This is a genomic window from Candidatus Caldatribacterium saccharofermentans (assembly GCF_050267035.1).
GTDB classification, from domain to species: Bacteria; Atribacterota; Atribacteria; order Atribacterales; family Caldatribacteriaceae; genus Caldatribacterium; species Caldatribacterium saccharofermentans.
This window is the reverse complement of sequence record NZ_CP187957.1, coordinates 153,910-172,560: the sequence shown is the minus strand read 5'-3', so window position 1 is coordinate 172,560 and position 18,651 is coordinate 153,910. Positions and strand designations below refer to the sequence as shown.

The 18,651-nt window shown below is 56.4% G+C and carries 21 protein-coding genes and 1 riboswitch; of the genes, 16 read left to right on the top strand and 5 right to left on the bottom strand.

What is annotated here, in order from left to right:
* The first annotated feature begins 14 nt into the window (after window positions 1-14).
* The 10 genes from ACPT9Q_RS00945 (at window position 15) to ACPT9Q_RS00900 (ending at window position 7,274) form a co-directional block, all read left to right on the top strand.
* Complete coding sequence (locus ACPT9Q_RS00945; RefSeq protein WP_427366006.1) at window positions 15-341, top strand: FmdB family zinc ribbon protein; 327 nt, start codon at window positions 15-17, stop codon at window positions 339-341.
* Window positions 338-967: a hypothetical protein gene (locus ACPT9Q_RS00940; RefSeq protein ID WP_427366005.1), complete on the top strand. Its 630-nt coding sequence runs from the start codon at window positions 338-340 to the stop codon at window positions 965-967. The genes ACPT9Q_RS00945 and ACPT9Q_RS00940 overlap by 4 nt, the downstream gene beginning before the upstream one ends.
* Before the next feature lie 5 nt (window positions 968-972).
* Window positions 973-1,866 carry a P1 family peptidase gene (locus ACPT9Q_RS00935; protein WP_017873825.1) on the top strand — a complete coding sequence of 298 codons (894 nt, stop codon included), beginning with the start codon at window positions 973-975 and terminating at the stop codon, window positions 1,864-1,866.
* A gap of 93 nt (window positions 1,867-1,959) precedes the next feature.
* On the top strand, window positions 1,960-2,478 hold the full coding sequence (locus ACPT9Q_RS00930) for an ECF transporter S component (RefSeq protein WP_017873826.1): 519 nt from the start codon (window positions 1,960-1,962) through the stop codon (window positions 2,476-2,478).
* Entirely contained in the window at window positions 2,465-3,226 is a 762-nt protein-coding gene (locus ACPT9Q_RS00925) for a type III pantothenate kinase (protein ID WP_038305295.1), read from the top strand. The genes ACPT9Q_RS00930 and ACPT9Q_RS00925 overlap by 14 nt, the downstream gene beginning before the upstream one ends.
* Window positions 3,207-3,623 (top strand): polymer-forming cytoskeletal protein, encoded by a 417-nt coding sequence (locus ACPT9Q_RS00920; RefSeq protein ID WP_017873828.1) that lies wholly within the window; start codon window positions 3,207-3,209, stop codon window positions 3,621-3,623. Before ACPT9Q_RS00925 ends, ACPT9Q_RS00920 begins: the two co-directional genes overlap by 20 nt.
* A complete protein-coding gene (locus ACPT9Q_RS00915; protein WP_427366004.1) occupies window positions 3,613-4,482 on the top strand; it encodes a quinate 5-dehydrogenase in 870 nt (289 codons plus the stop codon). The genes ACPT9Q_RS00920 and ACPT9Q_RS00915 overlap by 11 nt, the downstream gene beginning before the upstream one ends.
* Entirely contained in the window at window positions 4,470-5,747 is a 1,278-nt protein-coding gene (locus tag ACPT9Q_RS00910) for an aminotransferase class III-fold pyridoxal phosphate-dependent enzyme (RefSeq protein ID WP_017873830.1), read from the top strand. Before ACPT9Q_RS00915 ends, ACPT9Q_RS00910 begins: the two co-directional genes overlap by 13 nt.
* A gap of 20 nt (window positions 5,748-5,767) precedes the next feature.
* Window positions 5,768-6,208: a type II toxin-antitoxin system RatA family toxin gene (locus tag ACPT9Q_RS00905; protein ID WP_427366002.1), complete on the top strand. Its 441-nt coding sequence runs from the start codon at window positions 5,768-5,770 to the stop codon at window positions 6,206-6,208.
* Window positions 6,209-6,212: 4 nt separating this feature from the next.
* Window positions 6,213-7,274 (top strand): NAD(P)H-binding protein, encoded by a 1,062-nt coding sequence (locus ACPT9Q_RS00900; protein WP_427366001.1) that lies wholly within the window; start codon window positions 6,213-6,215, stop codon window positions 7,272-7,274.
* Here ACPT9Q_RS00900 and hemL read toward each other — a convergent pair.
* From hemL to ACPT9Q_RS00875, 5 genes are read right to left on the bottom strand one after another with little or no spacing between them, the layout of a single operon-like run.
* Entirely contained in the window at window positions 7,271-9,025 is a 1,755-nt protein-coding gene (gene hemL / locus ACPT9Q_RS00895; protein ID WP_427365999.1) for a glutamate-1-semialdehyde 2,1-aminomutase, read from the bottom strand. The two genes, ACPT9Q_RS00900 and hemL, sit on opposite strands and share 4 nt — an antisense overlap.
* 2 nt (window positions 9,026-9,027) lie before the next feature.
* Window positions 9,028-10,014 (bottom strand): porphobilinogen synthase, encoded by a 987-nt coding sequence (hemB, locus tag ACPT9Q_RS00890; RefSeq protein WP_427365998.1) that lies wholly within the window; start codon window positions 10,012-10,014, stop codon window positions 9,028-9,030.
* Complete coding sequence (gene cobA, locus ACPT9Q_RS00885; protein WP_427365996.1) at window positions 9,987-11,477, bottom strand: uroporphyrinogen-III C-methyltransferase; 1,491 nt, start codon at window positions 11,475-11,477, stop codon at window positions 9,987-9,989. The genes hemB and cobA overlap by 28 nt, the downstream gene beginning before the upstream one ends.
* The gene (gene hemC, locus ACPT9Q_RS00880; protein ID WP_017873016.1) at window positions 11,474-12,340 is read right to left on the bottom strand and encodes a hydroxymethylbilane synthase; all 867 of its coding nucleotides are present in this window, start codon (window positions 12,338-12,340) and stop codon (window positions 11,474-11,476) included. The genes cobA and hemC overlap by 4 nt, the downstream gene beginning before the upstream one ends.
* Entirely contained in the window at window positions 12,337-13,506 is a 1,170-nt protein-coding gene (locus ACPT9Q_RS00875; protein ID WP_427365995.1) for a hypothetical protein, read from the bottom strand. The genes hemC and ACPT9Q_RS00875 overlap by 4 nt, the downstream gene beginning before the upstream one ends.
* Window positions 13,507-13,585: 79 nt before the next feature.
* Window positions 13,586-13,758, bottom strand: a riboswitch (cobalamin riboswitch).
* A 73-nt stretch (window positions 13,759-13,831) separates the two neighbouring features.
* Between ACPT9Q_RS00875 and ACPT9Q_RS00870 the strand changes: the two genes are divergently transcribed.
* From ACPT9Q_RS00870 to ACPT9Q_RS00845, 6 genes are read left to right on the top strand one after another with little or no spacing between them, the layout of a single operon-like run.
* Window positions 13,832-14,275 carry a Fur family transcriptional regulator gene (locus tag ACPT9Q_RS00870; protein WP_427366691.1) on the top strand — a complete coding sequence of 148 codons (444 nt, stop codon included), beginning with the start codon at window positions 13,832-13,834 and terminating at the stop codon, window positions 14,273-14,275.
* 21 nt (window positions 14,276-14,296) lie between these two features.
* A complete protein-coding gene (locus ACPT9Q_RS00865) occupies window positions 14,297-14,536 on the top strand; it encodes a FeoA domain-containing protein (protein ID WP_017873020.1) in 240 nt (79 codons plus the stop codon).
* Between the two features lie 5 nt (window positions 14,537-14,541).
* Window positions 14,542-16,239 (top strand): FeoB small GTPase domain-containing protein, encoded by a 1,698-nt coding sequence (locus ACPT9Q_RS00860; protein ID WP_038304625.1) that lies wholly within the window; start codon window positions 14,542-14,544, stop codon window positions 16,237-16,239.
* Between the two features lie 14 nt (window positions 16,240-16,253).
* Window positions 16,254-16,448 (top strand): hypothetical protein, encoded by a 195-nt coding sequence (locus ACPT9Q_RS00855; protein WP_017873022.1) that lies wholly within the window; start codon window positions 16,254-16,256, stop codon window positions 16,446-16,448.
* A 60-nt stretch (window positions 16,449-16,508) separates the two neighbouring features.
* The gene (locus ACPT9Q_RS00850; protein ID WP_051040760.1) at window positions 16,509-17,423 is read left to right on the top strand and encodes an isoaspartyl peptidase/L-asparaginase; all 915 of its coding nucleotides are present in this window, start codon (window positions 16,509-16,511) and stop codon (window positions 17,421-17,423) included.
* A gap of 54 nt (window positions 17,424-17,477) precedes the next feature.
* Window positions 17,478-18,647, top strand: coding sequence for an ABC transporter substrate-binding protein (locus ACPT9Q_RS00845; protein ID WP_427365994.1), 1,170 nt, complete (start codon window positions 17,478-17,480; stop codon window positions 18,645-18,647).
* Window positions 18,648-18,651: the final 4 nt, after the last annotated feature.

Sequence of the window (18,651 nt, the reverse complement as noted above, 5' to 3'; positions counted from 1 at the left end):
GGGAGAGTTGCCCGGTGAGAGCGCTCTCACCGGGCAACTCGTTCATGGGGGTGATGGCGATGCCCATCTACGAGTACCAGTGCACTGAGTGCGGGAAGGTTTTCGAGGAATGGCAGTCATTCCACGACAAGCCCGTGGCCCAGTGCCCATTCTGCAAGGGCAGGGTCAAGCGGCTCTTCAGTAAAAACGTTGGTCTTGTTTTCAAGGGCAGCGGCTTCTACAGCACTGATTACCGTTCGAGCAGCTCCTCTTCAAGCTCAAGTTGTAGTTCCTGCACAGCAACAAGCTGTGCAACTTGTGGTAGCTCAAGTGCTTCTTCTGAGAACAAGGGGACATCATGAATTTTTTTGGCTATCTCCTCATCGTTGGTGTCCTGCTCCTTGTGGGGCTTTTGTGGGGGACGAGGAGGCGGGGTACCCAGATTTCGGTTGCAGAGTTCTGGCAGGAAAAAGAACAGGAGTTCGGCGAGACCCGTCTTCTCTCGAGCTTTGCTCGCTACATCGGAGGCCATCCTCGCTTTGCCAGCGCGACGGATGGCCTCCTGTTCCTCATGTCCAAAAGCCTCTGGTTTGAGAATTTCGAAAAGGGGCCGAACATCTTTGGTTTCTCCCCGCCCTTTGAGAAGGTGGTATTCCGCATTCCCCTCCACCGCATCCAGGGTTTCGAAGCCGTGCCCGAGAGGGACATGGTTGCCACCGAGTTTGGTCCCCGCCTCTTCCGTTTCCACCGACTGAGCCGGGTGCCTCTTTACCTTGGGGTTCGCTACGTCGACGAGTGGGACAAGGAGCACACGATCTATTTCGACAGTATGGTGGATGTCGCCACGTGGCAGCAGGAATTGGCTAAAGCAAAGGCCTCGTACGTGCCCGAAGAAGAAGTCCACGAGGCGGGAGTCTGTCCCTCCTGTGGGAAAAAAGTTTCGCATGATTTTCGCCTCTGCCCCTACTGCGGGAGAAGGCTCTCCTGAGCACCATGGAGTTCTCCGGATTTCGCATCGGACACCGGGAAGATTTTCGACTGGCCACAGGGTGTACGGTGTTCCTCTTTGACGTTCCCAACGTGGCGGTGGCTTCGGTTTGCGGTGGTGCTCCTGGAGGTCGCGAACTCCCCGCTCTTTTTCCAGGTCGCCTCGTCCAGGGTGTGGATGCCATTGTGCTCAGTGGGGGCAGTGCCCTGGGGCTTCGCTGCGCCGAAGGTGTTGTGACCTTTCTCCGGGAGCGGAAGAGAGGTTTCGCCACGAGGGTCGCCCGTATTCCCATTGTCGCCCAGGCGGTGATTTATGACCTCGAGATTGGAGAAGTGGCCTTTCCTGAGGCCGAGTGGGGGTATGAGGCTGCGTCTTTGGCAGACTGTAGGACAAAAGAAGGAACCGTTGGGGTGGGAACAGGAGCTACGGTGGGGAAGATGTACGGGATGCCCTGGGCAATGAAAGGGGGATTTGGGGCGGGTGAGGCGAGAACTCCCGAGGGTACCATTTGGGCGTTTGTGGTGACGAACTGTCTTGGGAATGTCTATGACCCTGCTTCAGGCGTTTGCCTTGCAGGTTCCCGCGGGAAAGAGGGACCTCCTTCGACGTTCCCTTTTCTGAACACCACTCTGGCAGTGGTGGTCTTTGAACTTCTGCTCTCCCGGGAGGAGCTCCTTTCCCTGGTGCCGGTGGTCCACTCAGCGCTTGCTGGGTGTATCCGTCCTTTCGGAACACTTTACGATGGGGATACCCTTTTCCTTGTCGCTTTTGGAAAGGTAGTTCCCAGAAACTACCTGCTCCTTGTGGAGGGGATTTACCACGCCATTACTGAGGCCACCACGAATTCGGTGAAAAAGGCTTCTCCGCTCGGGGGTATTCCTGCCTGTATGGTACAATAAACTGGGCAGCCGCTGACCGGAAAGGCAGCGAGGCAGAAGGTCTCTTATCTTCCGTCTGGTATCTCTTCCGGAACTGGAACGGAGGTGGTGTCTGTGGGTGTTCAGTACCGTCGTTTCCTCTTCGCTGGTATCCTCGGTGCGGTTACCGTTGTTCTCAGCCTGACGCCTCTTGGACTCATTCCTGTCCCCAATCTCTCCACCTATGCCACAACTATGCACATTCCTGCTATAATAGGAGGGATTGTGGGTGGACCCTTGGTGGGGGCCCTGGTGGGATGTATCCTGGCAGTTTTCACTATGCACCTTTTTCTGGGGAACCTTTTGGCGTGCTTTGCACCAAGGCTCCTCATTGGGGTCGTGGCCTTTTATGTCTGGAAGCTTTTGGGGAAGAGGGATTTCGGGGTTGTGGTGGCAAGCCTTGCCGGGACAGCGACGAACACCGTGGGCGTTCTGGGGCTCATGGTGCTCATGGGATATTTCCGTTTTGTGCAGGTTATTCCCGTTTTCCTCCTCAATGGGACTCTTGAGCTTCTCCTTTCGGCCCTTGTGGTCCTCCCCATTATCCGGGTGCTCAGGAAGGTGGTGAACTTCGATTTCGATTCTCGTCATTGACGTCGGGAACACCCACACGACCTTCGGTGTCTACGGGGATCGAAAGCTCCTTGCTCACTGGCGGGTGTCGACGTCTTCACGCCGTACTGCCGATGAGTGGGGTTTTGTTTTCCGGTCGCTTATGGAGGAACAGGGAGTCACAAAGGAGGAACTCTTCCGGGTTGTTATTTCTTGCGTCGTGCCACCTGTTCTTGACGCTCTCCGACAGCTCTTCGGCGGACTCTGGAACACACCATACCTTGTGGTTGGTCCTGGGATCAAAACCGGGCTTTTTATTCGGGCTGAGGCCAAAGAGGTGGGGGCCGACCGGATTGTGAACGCCGTGGCTGCTTCTACCCTCTATGGGGGAGACCTGGTCATCGTGGACTTCGGAACGGCGACGACCTTCTGTGCGGTGACGGCGAAGAAGGAGTACCTGGGAGGGGCCATTGCGCCGGGTATCGGGATTTCCTGTGAAGCACTTTACGAGAAAACCGCCAAGCTCCCCCGGATTGATGTAGAGGTTCCGGAACGATGTATCGGTCGCAACACCGTTGAAGCCATGCACGCCGGGGTATTCTTTGGGTACATAGGTCTTGCCCGGGAAATCGTGCAGCGGATGAAACGGGAATTCGCAGAGCATGCCAGGGTCATCGGCACCGGAGGATGGGGAATGGTCCTTGCCCGGTACTGTGATTTCATCGACGTTTTCAACCCGGTGCTGACCCTTGAGGGGTTGCGGATCATCCATGAGCTCAACAGTTCCTGAGAACCAGCCTGAGGTGGCCATCGTTGGCGAGCGGGCCAGGGTCCGGGGGTCCTTCAGGAGCGAAGGGACGCTGATTGTAGAAGGAGAATTTGATGGTTCCATCCAGTGTCCCCGTCTTGTGGTTCTTGAAGGGGGAAAGGTTGACGGTTTCGTCGAGGTGCGGGATGCCGAAATCTGGGGAGTGATTGGAGGATTTGCCAGGATTTTCAAGATGGTGTGCCGCAGGACTGCCCGGGTTGTGGGGTGTGTGATGGTGCAGAGCGCTGCGCTTGAGCCGGGTGTGACTCTCGAGGGTGCGATAGTTTTCGAGAAGCCTGAGGGCGATGGAGATGAAAAAGAAGAGAGTCGTGAGCGTGAGCCTCGGTTCTTCAAAGAGGAATCACCGAGTGGAAATTGAGCTTCTGGGCTGCCATTTCCTCGTGGAACGGATTGGTGTTGATGGGGATAAAAAGAGGTTTGTGGAGCTTCTCAAGGAGCTCGATGGTCAGGTTGATTGTTTCGGTCTTGGAGGTGCGGATCTCTACCTTCGGGCCGGGAAGTACCGGTACGAGGTGGTGGACGTTGCCCGCCTGGTTTCGGTGCTTCGGAAAACCCCCATTGTCGATGGGGGTGAGCTCAAGGAAACCTGGGAACGGGAGGTCCCCCGTTACCTCGAAGAGGAGGGTTTTCGTCTTCGGGGAAGGACGGCCCTCATTATGAGCGGCATGGACCGGTACGGCCTTGCCGAGGGGCTGTGGCAGGTGGGTTGCCGTCTCCTCATTGGGGACATGCCCTTTGCCCTGGGAATCCCTATTTTCCTCCGGCGCCTCTGGACTCTCAGGTTTCTCTCGGTGCTCATGATGCCCGTTCTGCGGCGCCTGCCTATTGATGTTCTCTACCCCACGGGAAAAGAACAGGAGAGAACCACCCCTCGTTTTCCCTGGGCCTTTGAACAGTCAGACATTGTGGCTGGAGATTTCCTCTATATCAGGAGATTCATGCCCGAGAAGCTTCCCGGGAAAATGGTGCTCACCAACACCGTGACCCCTGCAGACGTTGACGATTTGAAAGCCCGGGGAGTTGCCCTTCTTGTCACCACCACTCCGGAGATGGGAGGTCGTTCCTTCGGGACCAACGTCCTGCAGGCGATGTTTGTGGCTCTGCTTGAGAAGCGTCCCGAGGATATTGCGCCTGGAGAGTATCTGGCCCTTCTGCGAGAGCTCAAAATACGACCGCGAATCGTCACCCTGGGGGAGGTGGGTTCATGGAAAACCTGAGTGTGGAAGAGAAACGGCGGATTGTGGAGGAGACCATTGAGAAATACATGAAGTACCTGAATCCAGGTCTTGCCAGGCTCTACAAGTTTGCCAACCTCACGACTGTGGAGTGGAGAGGTGAGGGAGCTAAGGTTTTTGACATTTTCGGTGAAGCGTACATCGACTGTATCGGAGGATTTGGAGTCTTCAACGTCGGGAGGAATCATCCCCGGGTGGTGGAACGGGTCATTGAACAGCTCCAACGCCTCCCCCTCTCGAGTCGGACGCTTTTCAACAAACACCAGGCTGATCTTGCGGAGATGCTTGCGGCCATCACTCCCGGGAATCTCCAGTATTCCTTTTTCTGCAACAGTGGTGCCGAAGCGGTAGAAGGAGCTCTGAAGCTTGCCCGACTGTACACAAAACGAAAGAAATTCGTTTCGGCCCTGGGGGGATTCCACGGGAAGACCTTCGGTGCTCTGAGCGTTTCGGGGAGAGATGTCTACAAAAAACCCTTCGAGCCCCTGCTTCCTGGGACAGAGCAGGTCCCTTTCAACGACCTTAAAGCCATGGAACGGGCGGTGGACGAGGATACCGCTGCGGTGATTCTCGAGCCTATCCAGGGTGAAGGTGGGGTGATTCTTCCTTCTTCTGAGTACCTCAAGGGGGTACGGGAAATCTGCACGAGGAAAGGCGCGCTCCTCATTCTTGATGAGGTCCAGACCGGCCTTGGGAGAACGGGGAAGATGTTTGCCTGTGAACACTACGGGGTAGTTCCGGATATTCTGACCCTGGCCAAGGGACTGGGAGGAGGAGTGGTTCCTCTGGGGGCCTTTGTGAGTACCGCAGAGATCTGGCAGGTCTTTGAGGACAATCCGCTCATCCACAGTTCCACCATGGGAGGAAACCCCTTAAGCTGTGTCGCCGGTATCGAAACCCTGAAAGTACTTCAGGAGGAGGACATCCCTGCACAGGCGGCGGCAAAGGGAGCGTATCTCCTTGAGAAACTTGAGGAACTCCAGAGAGAATTCCCCGAAATCATCCAAGAAGTACGGGGACTGGGGCTGCTCATCGGCGTGGAGCTCTTCGATGCCGATGCCGCATCGCTTCTTGCTATGGAGATGGCTCAGAGAAAGGTTCTCGTGGCCTACACCCTGAATAACCCCAGGGTCATTCGTCTGGAGCCGCCCCTCACCATAACCCGTGAAGAGATAGACACCGTCCTTTCGGCGCTCTACGATGCCCTCCGGGGGGTTCAGGCCATTGTTCAGGAAGTGCGTGGGTGAAGGAAAGGAGGGAACCGGGCGTGGCGCGGATTACAGTTTCCTTTGATATTCCCGAGAACGTTGAAGTGGTGTACGATCGGGCGAAGGACATTGAGGCCCTGGCACGTTTCCTTCCGGATCTCGAGGAGGTGAGGGTTCTATCCCGCCAGGGGCAGGAGGTGGAGAGTTTCTGGAAGGGGAGGTTCCAGGGGCGGGAAGTGAAGTGGAAGGAGAAAGATGTCTGGGATGACGCGAAAAAGGAGTGTCGCTTTTTCACCCTAGAGGGAGACTTCAAAAAGTACGAGGGAATCTGGCGGTTTCGCGAAGAGAGTCCGTCTGTGACCCGTGTGGAGCTTGAGATTGAGTATGATCTTGGGATTCCCCTGGTGGGGGCCCTCATTCATGCTTTTCTCAAGAAAAAGATGGAGGAAAACGCCCTTGCGATGCTTGAGGCTTTGAAGAAGGCCGTCAGGGAGGAGTGAACGTATGGACAGTTTTGCCTTCATCATCCACGCCATGGACGTGGCAGACATCAAACGCCATATATTCCCTCTTCGTCCCTTCCCGCCTTCCTGGGTGGAATACCTGGCTTCCCGGATTCCTCCCTTTATTCTTTCGCACGTCCGGGGAGTACGATCAGCGTACAACGGGAAGGAAATCGAGGGGTGGTTCATCGGGCTTCCCATGACGCCCCGGGCACTCCTTGAATATCCTTTTCCTTTTGTGGCTGACCGTATCCGTCGTTGTGGACTTCTTGCTGAGAAAAAAGGTGCAAAAATCATCGGTCTTGGAGCCTTTACTTCTGTGGCGGGAGATGGAGGCATCACGGTGAAAAAGGGTCTTCGCATTGCGGTAACGACGGGGAACAGTTACACTGTTGCCACGGCCCTTTCTGCCCTTGAGCTTGCTTGCTTGAGGCTCGACATCGACCTTGAGAGGGAAACGGTTGCGGTGGTGGGAGCCACGGGGTCCATCGGACGGGCCTGTGCACTCATCCTTGCCGAGCGGGGAAGGAGGGTACGGGTGGTGGGACGGGACCCTGAGAGGGTTGAGAAAGTTCGCCGGGAGGTTGCGGAGATAAGCCCCTATGAGGTTTTGGGTTTCGTGGACGTTGAGGAAGGCATTAGGGGCTGTCGAGCAATTCTGACGGTGACCTCGGCCATCGGGAACCTTATCGAGCCGTCCTGGATTGCAAAAAGAGCGGTTATCTGCGATGTTTCCCGTCCTCGGAACATTGCCGAGGAGGTGGCCAGAGCAAGGAGGGATGTTCTGGTCATCGAGGGAGGTGTGGTGGACGTTCCTGGAGAACCGGATTTCGGCATGGACTTCGGATATCCCCCCGGAAAGGCGTACGCCTGTATGGCGGAGACGATGGTCCTCACCCTCGAGGGACGCTTTGAGGACTATACTCTGGGGAAGGAAGTGGAAGTGGCCAAGGTCAAAGAGATTGAGGCTCTTGCAGAGAAGCACGGATTCCGGGTTTCCGGACTCCGCAGCTTCGGCAGGGAGGTCACCGAGGAGGAAATCGAAGCTATCAAGAGGGCTTAAAGATCCCGGGCCATTGCTCTCATTGCTTCCTCGGCTGCCTCAAGGAGGCGTTCGCAGTCTTTTGGGGTATGCGCTTCCGAGAGGAACCAGGCCTCGAAAGGCGAAGGAGGCACAAGGACGCCCCGGGAAAGAAGCTCCTGGAAAAAGCGGGCGTAAAGGCCTCGATCGGTGGCGAAGGCGGTCTGGGTATCCACCACCGGCAGAGATGTGAAAAACGGCGTGAGCATGCCGGTTGCAGCATTCACACAGAGGGGAAGGCGGAAGGAGGCAGCGATTTCCTGAAGACCCTGAGTAATCATCCGGGTTTTTTCGGCCAGGGCGTCGTAAAAGGCAGGGTCCTCTTCAAGGATGGTTATGGTGGTGTACCCCGCCCGGGTGGCTAAGGGATTCCCCGAGAGGGTTCCCGCCTGGTACACTCCTCCTTCAGGAGCCACAAGGCGCATGAGCTCCCTTTTTCCCCCGTAAACGCCGAAGGGGAGTCCACCTCCTGCGATTTTCCCAAGGATGGTGAGGTCAGGGCGGAAACCACAGAGGCCCTGGTATCCTGAAAGGGATACACGGAACCCGGTAATGACTTCATCGAAAATGAGCAGTGCGCCGTACCGCTCCGTGTACTGACGGAGAAGGAGAAGGAATTCCGGGTGGGGTAACACCACGCCCATGTTCCCGGCAACTGGCTCAACGATGACCGCGGCAAGTTCCTTGCCGAAGTCCTCGAAAGCTTTTCGTGTTGCCTCGAGGTCATTGTATGGGACAACAATGGTGTGGTGGGTGTATTCTTCGGGGACACCCAAAGAGGAAGGAATGCCAAAAGTTAGTCCTCCCGAACCGCTCTCGACAAGAAGAGCATCGACGTGTCCGTGGTAGCACCCGGCAAACTTGAGCACCTTCTTCCGTCCCGTAGCGGCACGGGCAAGTCGTAGGGCGCTCATCACCGCTTCGGTACCAGAATTCACCATCCGGAGGGCCTCGATGGATGGGAAGTGCTCGCGAATTTTCTCGGCAAGGAGAATCTCGAAAGCGTGATTCATTCCGAAGCTCGTTCCCAGGGCCACCTGTTCGGCCAGGGCTTTTGCGACCCGGGGATGGGCATGGCCGAGGATGAGGGCTCCCCAGGACATGATGCAGTCGAGGTAGGTTTTGCCGTCCTCATCCACCACATGGCTCCCTTTGCCGTACCGGATAAAGATGGGATATCGCCCCACAGCTCTGAAGGACCGTACGGGGCTGTTGACGCCTCCTGGAAAAAGCTGGAGTGCCCGGGAGAGGCAGGTAGCGTTTCCTCTGGGGATTCTCTCCTTGCTCTCGGAGAAGGTCTCCCAAAGCCACGCTTTCAGGGTTGCCGATTGCACAGGGTTCTTTCCTTTTGTGGACAGGGCAAGGAGCAGGTCTTCGGTTTCAAGACAGGCAGGAGTGATGAAGTCCCCCTGGTCCTTTGAACTACTCACGTTGACCAGGATGTTGCGTTTTTGAGCCTCTTCGGCGATTGCAGCGTTCAGGGCGGGATCGTCGGTGGCGGCGAAAACGATGTCCTGTCCTTCGAGGTCACCCCAGGCGAAAGGTCGCTTCCAGAGAGTGATTTTGCCTTCCTTTCCGAGACGTTCCAGGATTTCACTCACCCGGGGAGCGACGACGGTCACCACACCCCCTTTCTCTATCAGGGGCAGAGCCTTTCGGGTGGCAACCTTTCCTCCCCCAACCACAAGACACCGCTTGCCTTCAAGGTTGAGGAAAAGAGGATACCATCCCATCGTTACTCCTCCCTGAGCCATTCGGGCATTTTGGGGGCAAAGTACGAGATGATGAGGTCCGCACCGGCCCTCTTGATGGAGAGAAGGAGTTCGAGGGCAACCTTTTTCTCGTCGATGGCTCCATTGAGGGATGCATACTTCACCATGGCATATTCCCCGCTCACCTGGAAGGCGGCAAGCGGTACAAGGAAACGTTCCCGAAAAACCCGGAGAACGTCGAGGTACGGCAATGCGGGTTTCACCATGAGAATGTCTGCTCCTTCGGAAAGGTCTGTCTGTGCCTCCCTGAGGGCTTCGCGAAGGTTGGCTGGTGGAAGCTGGTATGAAGAACGATCACCAAAAAGGGGTGTGGAGTCCACTGCCTCCCGAAAAGGTTCATAGAGGGAAGAGGCGAATTTTGCACTGTATGCCATGATAGGGATTTCCTGGAATCCTGCCTGGTCCAGAGCCTCTCGAAGAGCAAGAATATGGCCGTCCATCATATCTGAGGGTGCAATGCCATCGGCTCCGGCTTCGCAGTGCGAAAGCGCTACACGGGCAAGGTGCTCAAGAGTGCGGTCGTTGTCTATGTGTTGCCCCTGTACCACGCCGCAGTGTCCTGATGTGGTGTACGCGCAGAGGCAGACGTCGGTGAACACAAAGAGTGTTGGGAGCTCCCTTTTCAGTACCCGGACGGCTTCCTGGACCGCTCCGTGAGGATTCCAGGCATCGCTTCCTACCTCGTCTTTCCGCTCGGAACGTCCGAAAAGGAGAACGGCCTGGATCCCCTTTTCGTGCAGGGTGACCGCTTCCCTCAGGAGTTCATCGGGGGAGAAGAGGAAAACCTCGGGGAGGTGGGGAATGGCCTTCCGGATACCTTGCCCCTGTACCACGAAGAACGGACAGATGAAATCCTGAAGGACAAGATGGGTTTCCTGAAGCATGGTCCGGAGTGTGGGGAAGCGACGCAGACGTCGGTTCCTCACAAAGGTTCCTGGTGTTCTCTCCATCGGAGCACCTCCACGCAGATTTCTTCTAAAGAGGGTGTGGAAACCACCCGGGATACCTTGACGTTCTTCTCAAGAAGGTACGATGCGGTGGTATGGCCGATGGCCCAGACGGGGCAGGGGGGTATCGTTGAAGTGGCGGCAAAGAAAGCCTCGTAGGCTGAGGGACTCAAAAAGACGATGAGGTCAAGTCCCTGGCGGAGTTCTTCCTGGATGCAGGGGAAAAGATGTGTCCGGAAGACCATGGAGTAGGCGGGAAAGACCTCGCAGAACCATCCCCTCTTAGAGAACTCTCTCTGCAATCTGTGGTCCTCCTTTCCGGAGGTCACGATGGCCACCCGGTGTGGTGGAAAATCCCGGGTTTCCTCAAGAAACGAGGTTGCACTTCCTGACGCCACGTAGTCTGCGGTTATACCCCGTTCTCTGAGCCACCGGGCCGTTTTAGCTCCGATGGCCCATATTTTGAGGCCATGGAGGATGCGGAGGTCCGGTAGGGCTTCGAAAACAACCGAAGCGGCATTCTGGCTTGGGAAAAGGAGTGCGTCGAACTGCCTCAAACGCTCTCTGAGGTCGTTGAGGACCTCGTGGTTCGGTATGGCCCGGAGGAGTGCGGCAGGGATAAGAACAATACCCTGCGTTTCGAGGGACACCACAAGGTCGCTAAGCCTCTGGTATTGTCTGAGGACCTCTGTGCTCCCCACCACCATCACCCGCCTGGGAGGGAGAGTGTATTCCCCCTTGAAGAGGATGCCATGGAAGTTCACCGCCTCTCCAACGAAGAGTACCAGGGGGTTATGCAGACCCGAGGTGACTTTCTTCTGAGTAATGTCCAGCAAAGACCCAGAGACGACACGCTGGAAGGGACTTCCCGCCTGCATGACAAGGCATGCAGGGGTTTTGGGATCTTTGCCAGAGGCAAGAAGGTTCCCGACAATGGTGTTGAGGGTTGTTCCTCCCATAAGGAACACCAGGGTCCCTGGGAGACGGGCAATGGCTTCCCAGGGGAGGGATGCCAGGGCCTCTTCAGGATGGCCACTGAAAACATGGAAGGACCGGCTTTTTCCTCGAAACGTCAGGGGGATGCCAGCGCAGGCGGCAGCGACGTGCACGGAGGAAACCCCTGGAACGACCTCAAAGGGCACTCCATGCGCTGCAAGGTACACCGCTTCCTCACCCCCCCGACCGAAGACAAAGGGATCGCCCCCTTTCAGGCGGAGAACCATTGTTCCCTTCTTTGCCCGCTCTGCAAGGAGCTGGCAGATTACCTCTTGAGTGCACGGGGCCTTTCCGGGAGCCTTCCCGACGGGAATGAGCTCAGCACCATCCCGGGTGTACTGGAGGATACGGTGGTCGATGAGACGGTCGTAGACGACGACATCAGCCCTCTCCAGGAGGAAGCGAGCGTATTGGGTCAGGTAGAGAAAACTTCCTGTGCCTGCACCGGTGAGGAAAACCTTGCCCTTCATCGTTTCCCCCCAAGCTCCTGAGCTAGGTCTTGAACTATGGCCTCGCCTGCTGCAAAGGGACCTTCTCTCCAGCCCACCCTCCCCTCGAGCATCCCCACAAGCCGTACCCACCCATTCTGAACTTCTGCAAAGGCGCCGATGGCTTTCTGGCAGCCTCCTCCGATGCAAGAAAGGAACAACCGCTCGATACTCACAGCCTGCGCTGTTTCAGGATGGTGGAGGGGGGCAAGGAGCTTTTCCCACCCCTCGCCACAGCGGGTTTCACAGGCGATAACGCCCTGTGAGGGGGCAGGGACAAAGTTCCAGGGATCGAAGACCTCCGCTACCTCTCCTTCAAGCCCAAGGCGCAGAAGTCCCGCATAGGCGAGAACCAGAGCATCCACTCTGCCTTCCCACATTCTCGCCATGCGGGTGGTGACGTTTCCTCGCAGCGGTACAACGTGGAGGTCGGGTCGCTTCTTGAGAATCTGCACGGCGCGTCGAGGACTCCCTGTGCCAACAGAACTTCCCGGAGGGAGCTCCAGGAGTTTCTGGCCGCCTTGGGAGACCAGGCAGTCTCTTGGGTCCTTTCGGGGGAGAATGGCAGCGAGGGTGAGTCCCGGGGGAGAAGTTGTGGGGAGGTCCTTAAGGCTGTGCACCGCGATATCGATACTCCCCTGAAGGAGCGCTTCCTCGAGTTCTTTCACAAACATTCCTTGGATTCCGGGGAAGGTCGAATCGTGCCGTATATCTCCCCTGGTTTGAATCGTTACCACTTTGATAACTGCAGAAGGAAGGATATTCTGCAAAGCGGCAACAACCTCTTCGGTCTGTTTGAGGGCCAGTATACTCCCACGGGTACCGACACGAATGACCTGCTTCATCTTTCCTCCTCAAAGAACCGTCGCACCTGTTCGGCCGTTTTGCAGAAGAGTTTCCTCCGCACCCATTCCATGTGCTTGAGGAGTAGTAGCTCCTGTTCGTCGCGGTTGCAGGTCTGAATGATTGCTCCTCCTGCTTCTAAAAAGGTTTCCTCAAAGCAGCGGGCGATATTCCGGATGATGGGGTCAGCCCGGAAGCCTCGCCATTTTCGCAGGAAGCGCTCGACCTCTTCCGCGATCAATGCTTCGAGGTGTTCGGACTCCTGAGCGAAGGGCAGGGTTCGTTCCCGGGCAAGATTGAGGAAGGTCTCAAGGTCCAGGAGCTTCTTTCCTTGAGCCAGCGCCGGGTCGATAGCTCGGGGAAGAGCAAGGTCAACGAGCACTTGAGGAAGGGCTGCTTCGTCAAGGTCTTCAGGGGCAAAGAGATGACGAGCTGAGCCTGAAGTGCACACCGCTGCGTGGGATTGGGCGAGGACTTCTTTGAGCACGCTTTTCTCTGCAATCGCCACGAAGGGCTTTTCCTGGGGAATGTGGTGGAGGTGCCGCGAAAAGACGAAGATTGTTCCTGCTTTTCGGGAGAGGAGTGTCCCGGCGACGGAGCGCCCCAGGGTCCCCCAGCCGAGAATACAGACGCTTTTCCCCTCAAGGGAGCCCAGAAGTTCTTCAAGTACCTCGGCGACAAGGGAACCGAAAGACCTCAACGCCTGTTCTCTACGGAGGGATCTCCGGACTTTTTTCCCCACTCGCAGGGCGTCCTGAAAGAGGGCGTTCAGGAGTTTGTTGGTGTGGCCGTTCCGGTGAGCCTTCTCCCAGGCTCGCTTCAGCTGCCCCAGGATATGCACCTCACCACGGAGGGCCGACTCAAGGCCTGCGGCAATTCGAAAGAGACGCCGAACAGCATCGGCGTTCTCAAGGTAAAACACACAGGTTCTGTAAGGGCCAGGGAGGGGGAAAAGGCGCTGAAGGAGGTCCTCTCTCCGGAAGGATTCTTCTTCTACTGTACCGTACACCTCAAGTCGCTGGCAGGTCTCAAGGAGGACAAAGGCAGAACACCCGGTTTCTCTGAGGATTCCCAGAAATTCCCTCTCCGGAAGGGCCAGGTAGCGCTCCCGAAGGACAAGGGGGAGGCGCTCATCGACCCCGGTGGCAAAAAGGAGCGCTTTTTTCACTTTTCCCTCTCTCCGAGGTACTCGCTACCCCGAGAGGGAACATCCATACCTTTCCACTCCTTCCTCGTCGAGCGCGAGTACAGAGTTCTCTGTGCAGGCAGGTCTCCTGACTGAGGTTCATCGTCCTCTCCGCCTTCCCGGTTGCCCAGTGGCATAGAGGAGGGGACTCCCCATCACAGTGGCGCGACCGTGTGGGAATTGCACCCACTTCCCTTTTCAGCCCCAAGGGGCACCTGCACGGGAAAAATTATACCAGAGTAGAGTCCGGCAGGCGAGTCCTTGACATTGTCTGTTATAATGGAAAATGATAATATTTTTCATTGAGGTGAAGGACTTGCCGGAGAGCTGGAAAGATGTTTTCCATCGCTTCAACAAGAAAGCGACACCCTCGCGCCGGGCCATTCTTGAGGTGTTTGAGGAAAAAGGGCAGCACCTCTCTGCCGAGGATGTGTACGAGCATCTGAGGGCAAAGAAAAAGAAAGTCGGCATAGCAACGGTGTACCGGAATCTTGACCTTCTCCTGCGCATGGGGATTCTCCGAAAAGTCAACTTTGGCGATGGCAGGGAACACTACGAGATTTGCCGTACGGCACAGTTCCACCACCACCTGATCTGCACCCAGTGCGGTCAGGTTGTGGACTGTGAGGGGATGACCCAGGAAGAGGAGCAGTTCTTGCAGCGTCTGCGAAAGGAGTTCGAGCAGAAACAGGGATTTGTCGTTCACTCCTATCACATCTATTTCTACGGTTTGTGTCCGCGTTGCCGGTGACATCCGAGGGGGGCTGAGACTGTGGAAGACATCCGTTCTCTGGTGGAGATGGAAACCGGTGGAAAAGGAGAAATTGTCCGGATTGATGGTGGGGAAGGGATGGTGAGGAGGTTATGGGTTCTCGGAGTCGTGCCCGGGAAGAGAATCGAAAAGGTCAGCTCCATTATCGGCAAGGGACCGGTTGTCATTCGTCTGGGGCAGCAGGAGATCGCCCTGGGCAGAGGCATAGCCCAGAGGATTCTCGTGCGGGTAGAACACTAAGGCGAATCGTCCTTGCGGGAAACCCCAATGTCGGGAAAAGCGTTATTTTCACCCAGATAAGCGGTGTCTACGCTTTTTCCTCAAATTATCCGGGGACAACAGTGGACTTTTTGCGGAGTTACGTGGAACACGGAGGAGAATTGTACGAAATCATCGATGCTCCGGGCACGTATTCCCTTGAAGGGATAGCTGAGGCCGAGCGTATTGCCGCTCGTCTTGTGGAAGAAGCGGACATTGTCGTCAACGTGGTGGATGCGGGAAACCTGGAACGCAATCTCTACCTCACCTTTGAACTTGCGGAAAGGCAGAAGCCTATGGTTGTGGCACTCAATATGTGGGATGAAGCAAAGAAGCAGGGTATCGACATCGACCTCAAGGCCTTAGAGGGCACCCTCGGAGTTCCCGTGGTCCCGGTTGTTGCGACCACCGGGGAGGGCATCAAAAACCTCCTTGCGGCCCTCCAAAAGGCAAGAATCCCTCACTTTGTTTCCCCTGACCACACACGGCGCTGGGAAGAAATCGGCAAGGTTATCAGCGAAGTGCAGCGGTTTTCATACCGTCGTCCCACCTGGCGGGATACGCTGCAGCGGGTGACCCTGCTTCCTGGAGCTGGATTGCTCTTTGGCTTTGTGGTCCTTTTGGGGATGTTCTTTTCCGTTCGCTTCATCGGTGAAGGTCTCATCCACCTCCTTGACCCGCTCTTTGAGCAGTACTACCTCCCTCTTCTTGAGCGTCTTGGGGTCGTGCTTTCCCGGTATCCCCTCTGGTATGAGATACTTATCGGAAAGCCTGTGGACGGCCACATTGACTTTGAGCTGTCTCTTGGTCTTCTCTCCACAGGGGTTTACGTGTCTTTGGGAGCTGTTCTCCCTTATGTTCTGGCCTTCTACTTTGTTCTGGGTCTTCTTGAAGACGTGGGGTACCTGCCCCGTCTTGCGGTGTTGCTCGATGGGTTCCTGCACCGCCTGGGACTCCACGGATATTCTGTTGTTCCCATGCTCCTTGGGTTGGGGTGCAATGTTCCCGGTATCATGGCCACACGGGTTCTGGAGAGTGAAAAGGAACGCTTTGTGGTGACGGTGCTCGTTGCCATTGGCATTCCCTGCTCGGCCCAGCAGGCACTCATCGTGGGTGCCCTTGCACCCCATGGCGTTGCTCCAGTTCTTGTTGTTTACGGGACACTTTTTGCTGTGGTGGTTTCCCTTGCACTGCTTTTAAAGTACCTGGTGCCGGGGTTTCGCCCTCCGCTCGTCTGCGAGATTCCCCCCTACCGCCTGCCCTTCCTGAAAGCGGTGCTCTCCAAGCTCTGGGTTCGTCTCCGGGGTTTCCTGCGCGATGCTTTACCCATTGTGTTTCTGGGGACGTTCATCGTGAATCTCCTGTACCTCACGAACGCCTTCCCTGCTCTTGCCCGGTTTGTGAGTCCCTGGCTTTCCCGAATGCTGGGACTTCCTCCTGAGGCGATTCTCGTCATCGCCCTGGGGGTTTTACGAAAGTACATGGCTATGGGGCTTCTTTTGCCTCTGGGTCTTTCAGTCAAACAGCTGGTCATTGCCAGTGTCGTGATTTCCCTTTTCTTCCCCTGTGTGGCTGCCTTTGTGGTGGTGCTCCGGGAATTCGGGTGGAAACGGCTTTTTGAGGCCGTTGCCATTATGCTTTCTTTTGCCTTCATTGTGGGAAGTCTTCTGAACATGCTCCTTTGAGGAGGGTTTGCGGGATGCGGCGGTACGTTTTTGGTGATACAGGATGCTTCTGCTTTGGTGGTCACTTCTTCTTCCCGGGTTTTGGCCCCTGCTTCTCGTGCCTTACTCAGGAGGAGGAGCTCGAACTCCTTCGGGAAGAGGCAGAGTTCTTGCGCCGACGCCTTGCCTGGATTGAACGGCGGATTGAGGAACTGGAGAAAGAGAAATAACCGGAGTTCTTGCCGCTCTGTCAGACGCTTGAGGTATAATAGGAAGACTCTCTGTTAGGGGTGAGCGCAGTGGTTATTGTTGTCCATGGCGGCATTTGCGTTGAAGAAATTCCCGATGTTTTCGAGCCCCTGTACCGGGCCTGTATCTTGGGAATGGAAACCCTGCAGAGTCAGGAGGCGGTTGACGCTGTGGAAGAGGCAGTGAAGGTCCTCGAGGATGACCCTCGCCTCAACGCAGGAACAGGGGCCTTCCCCAATCTCCTGGGAGAGGTTGAGATGTCTGCAAGTATCATGAAGGACGACCTCTCCTGCGGTGGGGTTGCGGCAATAAAAAACGTTCGGCATCCTATCTCTGTGGCCCGGGCTGTTATGGAGAGGACTCGCCATGTGCTCCTTGTGGGTGAGGGGGCAAACCTTTTTGCCCGTCTTCTGGGCTTTGAGGAATACAACCCGGTGGCGGAGCTCACCATAAGGACCCTTGAGAAGTCCATCGCGAAGGCATCGCAGGAAAAGGACTCCATTTACCATTACTACCTGAAGAGAGCCCGGGAGAAACTCCGAAGACTCCACCTCGGAACGGTAGGGGCGGTGGCCCTTGACTGTTCTGGGCGGATTGCGGCGGGAACTTCAACCGGAGGAGTGGAAATGCAGCTTCCGGGAAGGGTAGGGGATTCCCCGATTATTGGTTGCGGAACCTTCGCCTGGGAGTGGGGTGGAGTTTCCATGACCGGAGAAGGAGAAGGTATCATGAAGCTTGGCCTTGCCCGCAAAATCGCCGAGTGGATGGAGGAAATGTCTGCTCAGGAGGCCGTCAACCGGGGGATGGAGCTTGCGCGACGATTCGGTGTTGTCTGTGGGGCCATTGCGGTGCGGAAGACTGGAGAGATTGGTTTTGGGGAGTGTGGGGGAAGGCTCACCTTTGGGTACTTCCGGGAGGAAATGAAAGAGCCGCACGTTTTTCCTTCGAAGAGTTGACGATGTAGTGATCAAAAGGGTATAACATAGTCAAACCCTTAAGGAGGTGGTTCGATGAGACGGTTGGTGATTCTCGGTGTGCTGGTTCTGGTTCTTGCTTTTGCTTGCTCTGCTTTTGCTGCTGAACCCATCAAGGTTGGGGTCGTCATGGGTCTCACAGGTCCGTGGGCGTCCATTGACACGCCGGCACTCAACGGGGTGAAGCTTGCGGCTGAAGAAATCAACAAAGCGGGAGGGGTTCTGGGACGGCCGATTGAACTCAAGGTTGTCGACACCAAGGCCGATGAAGGTGAAACCGTTGCTGCAGTCATCCGCCTGATTGAAAACGAAAAGGTTTCGGCACTCATTGGGTACTGCGACACCCACTGGGTGAACATTGCCGCACCTCTGGCACGGGAATACGGCGTGCCTTTCATCACCCCGGGAGCCACTCATCCCCGCATTCCGGAGCGCACCGGTGCCTGGCTGGCCTGCTTTGGTGACAATGCCCAGGCGGCGGCCATTGCCGAGTACGCGGTGAAGGATCTGGGGCTCAAGCGGGGAGCCATCTGGGTAGACACGGCGGTGGACTTCAGCGTTGCCGTCTGTGCCTATTTTGCCGATGCACTGAAGCACTACGGGGGTGAAGTAGTCTACGAGGACTACTTCGAAATCACCTGGACCGATTTCTCCAGCATGGTGGCCCGTCTCAAGGAGTACCAGGACCAGGGCAGGGTGGACTTTGTGTACGTGGGCGCCATCCCCGACAACTGTGGTGTCATTGTGAAGCAAATCCGGGATGGCGGTGTTACCATCCCCATCTTCGGTGAAGACGGTTTTGACACGCCGCTTCTTGTGCAGACGGGTGGTGCAGCTGCCGAAGGTGTGGTATTCGCAACCCACATGTCTTTAGAGGACCCAAGCCCCATCATACAGAAGTTCAAGAGTGATTACCAGGCCATGTTCGGGAATCCTCCCGAGAACGCCTTTGCCGCCCTTGGGTACGACGCCATGAAGCTCCTTGCCAAGGCCATCGAAATTGTCGGCACCGATGACCCCAAGAAGATTCCCGAGGGTCTCGCCCAGATCAAGGACTTCCAGGGTGTTTCGGGAACCATTTCCTATGAGGCTGGGAGCCAGGTACCGAACAAGTCCGTGGCCGTGATTGAGGTGAAGGACGGTAAGTTCGTGACCGTCAAACAAATAGCTCCTGAGTACCTACCCGACCCCAAAATCGCCAAGTGAAGGA

What these genes read in the sequence shown, in the direction of transcription:
- hemB (WP_427365998.1), bottom strand. Translation starts at nt 10,014, where the DNA reads ATGGAGAGAACACCAGGAACCTTTGTGAGGAACCGACGTCTGCGTCGC.
- hemC (WP_017873016.1), bottom strand. Translation starts at nt 12,340, where the DNA reads ATGAAGCAGGTCATTCGTGTCGGTACCCGTGGGAGTATACTGGCCCTC.
- ACPT9Q_RS00845 (WP_427365994.1), top strand. Translation starts at nt 17,478, where the DNA reads ATGAGACGGTTGGTGATTCTCGGTGTGCTGGTTCTGGTTCTTGCTTTT.
- ACPT9Q_RS00855 (WP_017873022.1), top strand. Translation starts at nt 16,254, where the DNA reads ATGCGGCGGTACGTTTTTGGTGATACAGGATGCTTCTGCTTTGGTGGT.
- ACPT9Q_RS00900 (WP_427366001.1), top strand. Translation starts at nt 6,213, where the DNA reads ATGGACAGTTTTGCCTTCATCATCCACGCCATGGACGTGGCAGACATC.
- ACPT9Q_RS00935 (WP_017873825.1), top strand. Translation starts at nt 973, where the DNA reads ATGGAGTTCTCCGGATTTCGCATCGGACACCGGGAAGATTTTCGACTG.
- ACPT9Q_RS00940 (WP_427366005.1), top strand. Translation starts at nt 338, where the DNA reads ATGAATTTTTTTGGCTATCTCCTCATCGTTGGTGTCCTGCTCCTTGTG.
- hemL (WP_427365999.1), bottom strand. Translation starts at nt 9,025, where the DNA reads ATGGGATGGTATCCTCTTTTCCTCAACCTTGAAGGCAAGCGGTGTCTT.
- ACPT9Q_RS00910 (WP_017873830.1), top strand. Translation starts at nt 4,470, where the DNA reads ATGGAAAACCTGAGTGTGGAAGAGAAACGGCGGATTGTGGAGGAGACC.
- cobA (WP_427365996.1), bottom strand. Translation starts at nt 11,477, where the DNA reads ATGAAGGGCAAGGTTTTCCTCACCGGTGCAGGCACAGGAAGTTTTCTC.
- ACPT9Q_RS00920 (WP_017873828.1), top strand. Translation starts at nt 3,207, where the DNA reads ATGAGCTCAACAGTTCCTGAGAACCAGCCTGAGGTGGCCATCGTTGGC.